Raw genomic sequence first — 6714 nt, 5'->3', positions numbered from 1 at the left:
TAGTGGGATCGCGGGCAGAAAAGTTACGGGATCTCTGAGAATCCGGGGCGCTCCTCTTCGGGAGGAACGACGCTGGCTTCGTTGAGGATGCTCTGGATCAACTGGCTTCTGTTTTCGGAGAGTTGACCGTTCTTCTGGGCGGTGCGGGTCTTGCAAAGCCACGGTCCGATCATCACGCGTTCTCCGTCGACGTCGATCCCCTCCCGAGCACCAGGAGGGTGGCCGTGCCGTTCCACGAAGGCGCGCAGCAGTGTGGCGGTCTGTTCGAAGGAGCGGCGTTTTCTGGTGTTGGGGGTGCTGAGTCTGACGGGGGTGGTGGTCTTATTCGCCTTCGTTTTCGTCGTGAGGGTGATGTGAGTGGGGGTGAGGCCGAGGCGGGTCAGGAGGCGGCGTTGGTCGTCGTTGAGGGCGTTGAAGGTGGTGAGTTGGTGGTGGAGCCAGGTGCCGATTTTGACGTGGTCGATGACAGTGTCGCGGCGCAGGGTGGCGGGGTCGTGTCCGGTGTGGAGGTGGCGGGCCAGGAGGTGGTACTTGCGGTGCCAGTCGGGTCCGTGCGGCAGGAGCCAGTCGGGGTCGAGGGCGGTGAGACGTGTGTGGCGGGCTTCGGGGAGCCGTCCTTTGCGGGCGAGGCCGCGCTGGTCGACGAGGAACTGGCCGCCGAGATCCTGAACGGGAATGGCGAGGTGACCGTGTTCTGCGTAGAAGGCCTCGACGAGGGTCATGTTGGATTCGAAGGCGGCCTCGTGCTCGTCCCAGATCATGCCGAGGTTGTCGAGTTCGGCGATCCAGTCGGCGCTCAGGGTGCCTCGGCGGCGGGCGGTGCGCTGGCCGGCGATGAAGGCTCCCAGGCGGTAGCCGTAGGCGTCGGTGTAATCGACCGGGACCTTCAAGTGACCGTGTTCGGCGTGGTAGCGGAGGGCGGCGGCCAGGCCCGCGCGGCGGGGCGCGGAGAGGGCTGCCCCGGTTGAGGGCCAGGCCAACAGGTCCATCGCCTGGGCGATCGTGCCCGGGTCAAGGGTGAAGTCGAAGCGGAACCGGCGGGCGATCAGACGGTGGGTGGCACTGTCCAGGCGGTGCGCGGTGGCCTTGCGCGGGGCGCGGGCGGCGATGGTCTGGTCGTGATGGCGCAACGCTGCGGTGATCAGCCAGAGGGCTTCGAAGGGGGTGTTGAGGAGGTCGGTGAGATCAGAGTTGGGTGGGGTGTAGGCGGGGATGATCAGGCTCGCCGTCTTCACCTTGGTGGTGGGGGGTTTGCGCAGGGCGCGGCCCAGGGCCTGGACGATGCGGCGCACGCTCTCGGTACGGGAGGCGAACACGATCGCGTCCACGGCCGGCAGGTCGATGCCCTCGGACAGGACCTGGGCGTTGGTGATCACCGCACGGTCGGCGGTGGCGAACTGAGTCAGGAGCGTGGCGCGTTGGTCGGGGGTGTGGTTGCCGTTGATCGAAGAGACGGACAGCGTGCTCGCCCAGGAGGGGCGTTGGTCGGGTGGGAGAGTGCGCAGGGTGTGGCCAAATTGGCGGGCGAAGTCTTCTGCGTCGGCGACCTGCTGGAAGTAGACGATCACATGCTTGAGGTCGTGCTCGCGCATGGCTTTGAGGACAGCCAGATGCAGGGCGGTCGTACGGCGCGCGGTCGGGGCGAAGCCGGTGTGCATACGGTCGGGGTCGGCCAGGACGGTACGCAGATCGGTGTCGGTGACCGTGGGGACGAGGAGCTGGTAGTCCGCGAGAACGCCGTCCTCGATCGCCTCGGCGTGAGTGTAGGTGTGCAGGCGCGGCCCGAACACCTTCACATCGTCCATTGAGGCAATCAGGGACGGGGACTCCCAGGTGGGGACGGTCGTTGCGGTGCGCTTGAGCTGCGGGCGCGTGTCCGGGGCCTCGGCCAGGCGCGGCGCCTCCCACTCATACGGGGTCGCAGTCAGGTAGAGACGGCGGTCGGCGCGGATGCGGGAGGAATCGTGGACCATCGTCCATTCCTTGCCCCAACTGCCCGCGGTACGGTGCGCCTCGTCCACGATCGCGAGATCGAAGGCGGGCGCGGGGAAAACGGAGTGCTGGATCTCCTCGACCCTGGGGAGCGAGTCCAAGGTGACGAACACAGTCGCCGGCTCGCCCTTCTTGGCCCGCTGGACCAGCCAGTACGCCAGGTACTCCCCCGAACTCGTAGACGCCGCCCCCGCCTTGGCGAGCACAGGGTGTTTGTCGGCGTTGAGCGACGACACCGCCATCAACTGCTCAGTCCGGCCGTCTGCGCGGGCCACTGCCGCCCATTGGCCGATCAGATCCCTTGAGGGCACCACCACCAGCAGAAACCGGATCTTGAGAGCCTCCGCCGTCCGCAGCGCGATCAACGTCTTCCCGGTCCCGCACGCAGAGACCATGTGCCCGCGGCTCCTGGGCCTTCTCAGGCCGCGTCCCCCGCTGTCCACCGCACGCTGCTGATCCGCGCGCAGCGTCCGGCGGGTGGCGGCGGGGGTGGTCTGGGGCGTCAGCGCAGCGGGCTCGGGGCTGGTGGGCATCGCGTGCAACCTCAACTCGCGCAGGAACGGGCGTTCGACGGCCATCCTCCCGCAGGGGCAGGAGGGGAGGTCACTGGAAGAGGAAGTCGGTCCACCACACCTGGAATCCGTCGACCAGAGCGACAGCATTGTCTGCCACCTGACGGCGCTGAGCTGTGTCATACGTGGCGAACAATGTGGTGAAGGTCGGCCCAGGGTTCTGGTACTGCGCGGCGAGCCTGCAGAAGAAGGGCGAGGGGTGGAAGACGGTGGTCGCTGCCTCGTCTTCGTCCACGAGCTCCGCGGGAAGCTCGCAGTACATCTCGGAGGCGATATGGCAGGCCCACTCCACCAGCTTGCGCGTCGCCCCTGCGTCGACCGCGACGCGGTCGAGCAGCAGAGGGCGGCAGTCGGGGTCAGTGCATTCGTCCACCGTCGCATAGAACAACTGGTCCAGCAGGGTGGTGTCGGCCGTGGTCGGGCGGTGGGGGTGCAACTCCGACGGTGGCACGAACGTGCGTTGCCGACGGCGGACCGTGGCCGCCGTGTGCACATGGTCGGCGCTGGTCACGGTCTTCTCCACGGTCCGCTCCGGCAAGCTCAATTCCTCGGGTATCACCGTTCATCGTCACGCGCGCCCGTGCGCGACGGCCATAGAACAACAAACACGCCGCGCAGCGGTAGATCTTCTAGTAGGGAGCGCGTCTTCGAAGGCGAGGTAGCGGTGGTTTGTGGTCGACCTTCTCGGTTCAGCTGCAGGTGTCACGTGGCCTTCGGTGCTGATGTTCCTGCGTACAGCTGCTGTCAGGGTTGGGTGACGGTGAGGGTGCGCTGGTCGAGGTCGAGGTGGACGGTACCGCCGTCGTGGTCGCGGAGCTGACGCCAGGCGGTGTAGCCGGTGAGGATGGCGTATTCCCAGTCTGCGGCGCGGCAGACGCTCACTTCGAGGTGGGCGGTCATGTGGCCGATGGTGGCGAGGAGTTCTTGGTCGATGTGTGTGATGTCGGTGAGGTAGCGGTGGCGGGCTGCGTAGGAGAAGACGAGGGCTGAGATGCCTTCTTCGATGGCGATGGCGCGGCCGCCGTCTTCGGCTTCGTCGGCGCGGGGGTCGCTCTTGCGTTTGCGGCCCAGCAGGAAGCGGGTCACGGGGGACCAGCCGAGGATGGCGGCGTGGGTGAGGTGGAAGATGTCGTGGAAGCGGTAGCCGTCTTCGACGTGGGAGGCGCTGGTGAGCGGGTCGCCGGCGGGGGTTCCGTCTTCTCGGGTGAGGGTGACGACGGTGCGGCCGTCGTCGGTCTTGGTGGGCGTGAAGGTGAGTGAGGTCTGTCGGGGCAGTTGTTCGTGGGCGGGGAAGCTGGCGTCGAAGGGGGCGTGTTCGTCGTGGGGTGTGGGGCGCCAGCGGTCCTTGGTCTTTTCCAGGTTGGCGGCGGCGACGTCGTCGAGGTCGAGTCCGAAGCGGTGGGCGAGAGCGGCGACATACCACAGCACGTCTCCGAGTTCCTCGCGTAATTGGTGCTTGCCCTGTTCGAAGGCGGGTCCGTCGCGCAGGAATTTCTTGTAGGCGGTGGTCAGGGATCCGACTTCGCCTGCGAGGCCGAGGAGGGGGACGAGGACGGGGTCGGTGCCCTCGGTGGGGGGTTGGAGGGTCTTGACGGCGGCTTGTTGGTAGCGCTTGAAGTCCACTCTCACACCTGTCTGATCTTGCGACAGCCTCGTTGGCTTTCCCGACAATGTGTCGTATGCTACGACGGCGCCGTTGGAAATGCAGACGATTGGGGAGAGTTGCCGAACGCGGACACACCGAGCATGGACGACATCACCTCGCTCGTCATCGACTTCATCGCCGAGCACGAGGGCGTCTCCCCCGACGAGCTCCGTGCGGAACTCGAGCAGGGAGGGCGGGAGTTGCCCGTGGACTCGCTGCTGGTGGTCGAGATACTCACGCGCATCGAGGAGCGTTACCACGTCGCCATTCCCGCAGACCGGGAAGCGGCCCAGGCCACCCGGTCGGTGCGGGCATTCGCCGCGGCGGTCCTGGACGCCATCATTGAAAGGCAACAGTCATGACCCCTCCCCCCACCACCGGCAACCGTGAGCGCGACCCTGAGATGGTGCGGCTCGGCGAACGGCTGAAGAAGAGCCGCTACTACCTGAACATGTCTCAGCAGTTCGTCTCGGACTCCACCGGCATCCCCCGCTCGGCCATTAGCGATATCGAGCGCGGCGAACGGCGGGTGGACAGCCTGGAGTTGAAGAAGCTGGCCCGCCTGTACCGGCAGCCGGTCGCCTACTTCCTGGCCGAGGAGAAGGACGCCGATGCCGGCGAGTACGCGCTGGCGGGCCTGCCGCGGGCGCTGGCCCAGCTGACCGACGGCGACGCCAAGACCGTGCTGGAGTTCGCCGAGTACCTCACGCTCCGGCGCGCAGCAGAACGTGAGGAGCAGGGCGCCGACGGCGGGGGGCCGACGGCGTGAACTGGGCCTTAGCGCACCGCATTGCGTCCATCGCCGCCGTCCAGGCGCACCGTGACCTCGGGATCGACCGCGCCCGGTACGTGCACGTGCACCGGGCGCTGGGGGCGGCGGGCGTGATCGGCATGGCGCAGCCGATGCCCCGCCTGTTCGGTGTGTACTACTCCCCTGCCGACGCGGGGCCGGCCGTGCTGCTGAACGCATCGTTGAACGCGGTCACCCAACGGCACACGGCCGCACACGAGTTGGGGCACCATTGGCTGGGCCACCGCACTGCGGCCGACCAGGAGCTCGATCCCGCGCTGCGCTGGGGCAACGGCAGCTGGCCCGAGGAGGAGAAGACGGCCGAGGCGTTCGCCGCATGGTTCCTGATGCCGCTGCCCGCGGTGCGGGCGGCGCTGGAGAGGATCTGCGGCGGCCGGCCGTCCCGCCCCGAGCACGCCTACCGGCTGGCGCGCGAGTTGGGCACGTCGTATGCCGGGACGGTGCGCCATCTGGTGAACCTCCGGCTGCTGGATGCCGGCCGGGCCGGTCAGTGGGCCAAGATCCCTCCCGGAGATCTGCGCAGCGCGCTGGCAGGAGGCGCCTCACTGCCGGCGCACGCCCAGGTTCACGTGATCACAGCACACTCCGAAGGGCAGACGGTGTACGCCGACGCGGGCGATGTGCTGGTGCTGCACCTGGACCACGCGGTCTTCGACGTCCTGCCCAAAGGGCTGGAGCCGTGGACCAGTGACGGCACGACGCCGCTGGCCAGCGCCGTGGTGACCGACGAGGTCCCGCCAGGTGAACGGGGCCTGGTCGAGGTCGCGGTGCTTGGGCACGGCACCGTGGTGCGGCTGGAGGTGGTCCGCGAGGCGCCGCGTGCCGGAGTGGACGATACCTGGCCCGCCTGAGCTCAAGATCAATTCCCGGATCGCGCCCGACAGTGTCAGGAGGACTGATGCACAGCTTCACCGTGGCCGAACGCGACGTCACCCAGGCCTGGGTGGCCGCCTGCAACAAGCTGGACCGCAAGGACAACCCGGGCCGGACCGGCCTGCACACGGTGGTGCGTATCGCCGAGCCGACGCGTGACGACCCGGTGTTCCGCGCCGAACTGGACCGGCTGCGCACCGCGCTCGGGCTGTGGCCACTGGAGACCGTGGCCAGCACCCTGTTTCCCGCGGCCCTGGCGGCACGGACTGCAAGTGCGGGTGAGCTCGCCGAGCGCTACCGGCGGATGTATCCGGCGATCAAGCGGTATCCGGGCAACCACCGCGGTACCTACTTCGGCCGCCTGGTCTTCTACCCGGCGGCGTCCAAAGACAGCGTCGACCAGCTCGGCACCGTCATCAGCCGCCTGCGGGCCCAGGCCGCGGGCACCAAGATAGCCGCCGGGTACGAGATCGACCTGGCCGCAACCGCGGACACGGAGGCGGGTGCGGACCTGCTGGTCCACACCGCCGGGAAGGACAACAGCTACATCGGCTTCCCCTGCCTTAGCCACCTCTCGCTCCAGCTGGACCGCGACCAGCGCGTGCACGCCGCGGCCCTGTACCGCAGCCACTTCATGTTCGAGCGCGCCTACGGCAACTATCTCGGCCTGGGCCGTCTGCTGGCCTACATCGCCAAGCAGGCCGGACTGGCCTGCGGGACCCTGACCGTGGTGGCCGGCCATGCCCGCCTGGACGGCCCCGTCACGAAGCTGCGTCCGCTGCTGACCGGCACCGGCCGCATGGCGGCATAAGGACCCGCCG

Annotated in this window: 7 protein-coding genes; 4 read left to right on the top strand and 3 right to left on the bottom strand. The window is 68.1% G+C overall.

The window, feature by feature from the left end:
• Positions 1 to 23: 23 nt before the first annotated feature.
• The 3 genes from A6A06_RS17705 to A6A06_RS17695 form a co-directional block, all read right to left on the bottom strand.
• On the bottom strand, positions 24 to 2525 hold the full coding sequence (locus A6A06_RS17705; protein ID WP_073762275.1) for a DEAD/DEAH box helicase: 2502 nt from the start codon (positions 2523 to 2525) through the stop codon (positions 24 to 26).
• Positions 2526 to 2595: 70 nt separating this feature from the next.
• Complete coding sequence (locus A6A06_RS17700; protein ID WP_079194098.1) at positions 2596 to 3087, bottom strand: hypothetical protein; 492 nt, start codon at positions 3085 to 3087, stop codon at positions 2596 to 2598.
• Positions 3088 to 3308: 221 nt separating this feature from the next.
• The gene (locus tag A6A06_RS17695; protein ID WP_058846725.1) at positions 3309 to 4187 is read right to left on the bottom strand and encodes a nucleoside triphosphate pyrophosphohydrolase family protein; all 879 of its coding nucleotides are present in this window, start codon (positions 4185 to 4187) and stop codon (positions 3309 to 3311) included.
• Between the two features lie 123 nt (positions 4188 to 4310).
• Here A6A06_RS17695 and A6A06_RS17690 point away from each other — a divergent pair, with 123 nt between their 5' ends.
• Genes A6A06_RS17690 through A6A06_RS17675 form a run of 4 tightly spaced genes read left to right on the top strand, consistent with a single transcriptional unit; the run spans position 4311 to position 6704 of the window.
• The gene (locus tag A6A06_RS17690) at positions 4311 to 4571 is read left to right on the top strand and encodes an acyl carrier protein (RefSeq protein ID WP_079194095.1); all 261 of its coding nucleotides are present in this window, start codon (positions 4311 to 4313) and stop codon (positions 4569 to 4571) included.
• Complete coding sequence (locus A6A06_RS17685) at positions 4568 to 4978, top strand: helix-turn-helix domain-containing protein (RefSeq protein ID WP_073762269.1); 411 nt, start codon at positions 4568 to 4570, stop codon at positions 4976 to 4978. Before A6A06_RS17690 ends, A6A06_RS17685 begins: the two co-directional genes overlap by 4 nt.
• Positions 4975 to 5871, top strand: coding sequence for an ImmA/IrrE family metallo-endopeptidase (locus A6A06_RS17680; RefSeq protein WP_073762268.1), 897 nt, complete (start codon positions 4975 to 4977; stop codon positions 5869 to 5871). The genes A6A06_RS17685 and A6A06_RS17680 overlap by 4 nt, the downstream gene beginning before the upstream one ends.
• Before the next feature lie 47 nt (positions 5872 to 5918).
• Complete coding sequence (locus A6A06_RS17675; protein ID WP_063803485.1) at positions 5919 to 6704, top strand: hypothetical protein; 786 nt, start codon at positions 5919 to 5921, stop codon at positions 6702 to 6704.
• Positions 6705 to 6714: the final 10 nt, after the last annotated feature.

The sequence above is a fragment of the Streptomyces sp. CB02923 genome, from assembly GCF_001905005.1.
Taxonomy (GTDB): Bacteria; Actinomycetota; Actinomycetes; order Streptomycetales; family Streptomycetaceae; genus Streptomyces.
The sequence above is the reverse complement of the archived record's forward strand: the minus strand, read 5'-3'. Positions and strand labels throughout refer to the sequence as shown.